We start from the raw sequence: 2,282 nt of genomic DNA, 5'->3' as shown, positions 1-2,282 counted from the left end.
CAGTGGTTTGTGCTGGGAGAGGAGTATCGTCGGGCGCTGCCGGTCTTTTTGGTGACTGCCGGTGCGTTTGCTGCCGTGGTCTTCCTAGGCCTGGGAACGATGCTGGTACATACCATGATGCGGCCGCAGGTAGATGCATGGGTTAACGTCGTGAGGTTGGGGTTAATGGTGCTTCTGGCCTCCATTCTGGTACCATCATTTCACGCTTTAGGCGCAGCGGTTGCCTATGCGGTGCCGGTGTTGGCCGGTGAGGTGTGGATGTTTTGGTATGTAGAGCAGAAGAGCAGTGGAGGGCTCTAAGAGGTGCGCGCAGTAAACGCGAGAGTGATAGCACAGTCTTTGCTATGGTACGTCCTTGCGCTCTGCGCGGGAGCTATGCTCTATCTCCTTTCCGTGCTGGACACAAGGACACTTCTTATCTTTTTAATTGCACTCACAGGAGTCTTACCTTTGGTCCGTACAACGATTACTCGAGGTGGCGATGCACTCTCGCCCATGGTCCTCTTACCCTTTACCTATACCCTCTATGCACTAGGCCCACTTCAGGCAGCAGCACAATATTCAGAATGCACAATTATATATTATCTCCTTTTGCAATTTTTGGGGCTGCTCGCCATGCGTTTAGGATTGCATGTGGCCACGAAACGAAGGCACAGTCCCGGTGTTCATCATGCCTTAGACTCGTTGACAGGGGGCTCGAAGACGCTGTGGGCGCTGACATTCTTAAGCGTAATGCTTTTGTCAGCCGTCTCTTTGGTAACTTACCTTGCTGCGTTTGGCGGGCTGACGGGCTATATTGAGGTTGGATACGGAGGGCGTTTCTACCTCGTTTTATGAGAGGCAGAGGTTATCGGAGCAGGCCTTGAGTGGTGGCTTTTGGGCGCGGTTCTGGTATTGTTTTACGGCATCAAGCGGCAATCCAAACTGTTTTTGCTTGGCGGCATTGCACTTTTCGCGTTCGTTGCCGGCATCGTACTGCTGACAGGACGGCGAAGTCAGTTCCTATATCCTTTGCTGTTCGGTCTCGCCCTTTTTCACTACGGCCATAGAAGGTTTCCCTCGCCAGCAGTTACTGCTGCACTATTGTTGGGAATAAGCGCGGCTCAATACTACGCTTTGGCACGGGCTTTCTTGCCAGAAGGGCTGACCTACGCTTTGTCTCAAGTCTGGTCATCGGTAGCAAGAAATCCTTACCTTGTTGCTCCATGGGCAGCCAATGAATTCCGCATGCCGGCTGCCTCTTTGTTGGAGGTTCTTCATTACGGCGGACCAGGGCTATTGTTAGGGCGTTCCTACATAGCCTCCTTGGGAGCACCTATTCCTTTTGTGGCGCGACTTTTTAGCCAGGTTAGCTTCGATCTAAACGAGTGGCGGCTGAGTACGTTTTATCCAGACATCTTGGCGGCTGGTGGGGGGCTCGCGTTCTCACCCGTTACCGAGGCATATGTGAACTTTGGGGTGATAGGCGTTTTCCTTCACCTGTTTCTCTATGGGTACATAATCGGAAAAATATACAACCGTCTCCTTACTAAGCCGACTTGGCCAGCCTTGCTTCTTTTCGCCGGCAGCCTCCCAGTGTTTATGCTAGACGGAATGCGTGTATCCAGTGCCTCTTTTGTGTGGAGGTGGGTGCGCGTCTATCTTATGCCATGGATCATCTTTATTGTCCTGAAGGCATTAGCCCCCGGGCAACCCAGGCGAAGCCGTACTTTGTCAAGGAACGAAAGCACATGAGAAAAGCGCGTGTCTTGCACGTGAGACCCTGCTTCAGCGGCAGGCGAGGCCATTTTGGTTGGAGTTCTTGTCAGTGGCTTAACTCTGGGCAATTTGTATTGGAAATACTTCTGGTTGGCATTTAGCTTGATCTTAGTTGTGGCCAACGCAGAGCGCCGTGCGAACGCCGATAAGACCTTTGGAAACACAGCGAAAGGAGGCAGATGTTATGGTATCAGATGAATTTCTAACTTCTCTCTCGTTCAGCGCCGTGATCCGTTCAGTTGGCCATAATCTGCATCTTGACTATCTTCTTGAAAGCCTAAGAAACCAATCCCTACCACCTGCAGAGATCATCATCGTTTTACCTTACGGTGTACCAGCTTGGGACACACCTGTACCAAATACCCGGTTCATCCATAGCCCTCGGGGGATGGTTACGCAGCGTGCGGTGGGTATTAAAGAGGCAAGGTTTCGCTACTTGCTGTTACTCGATGACAACATCGTTTTTAGGGATGTGGAAGCAGTCAAAAGGCTGTTTTCAGAGATGTTCCGATATAATGCAGTCC

General features: G+C 51.4%; 3 protein-coding genes. All 3 read left to right on the top strand.

Features of this window, described 5'->3' with window-relative positions; genetic code table 11:
* Positions 1–300: hypothetical protein (locus ACP5PX_RS07900; RefSeq protein ID WP_428085408.1), on the top strand; the 300-nt coding region annotated here is incomplete at its 5' end.
* A 576-nt stretch (positions 301–876) separates the two neighbouring features.
* Positions 877–1,734, top strand: coding sequence for an O-antigen polysaccharide polymerase Wzy (wzy, locus tag ACP5PX_RS07895; protein ID WP_428085407.1), 858 nt, complete (start codon positions 877–879; stop codon positions 1,732–1,734).
* 208 nt (positions 1,735–1,942) lie between these two features.
* On the top strand, positions 1,943–2,282 hold a 340-nt coding region (locus ACP5PX_RS07890; RefSeq protein WP_428085406.1), incomplete at its 3' end, for a glycosyltransferase family 2 protein.

The organism is Hadarchaeum sp. (SeqCode) (assembly GCF_049969415.1).
GTDB lineage: Archaea > Hadarchaeota > Hadarchaeia > Hadarchaeales > Hadarchaeaceae > Hadarchaeum.
Note: the sequence above shows the minus strand (reverse complement) of the source record. Positions and strands in the feature narration are given on the sequence as shown.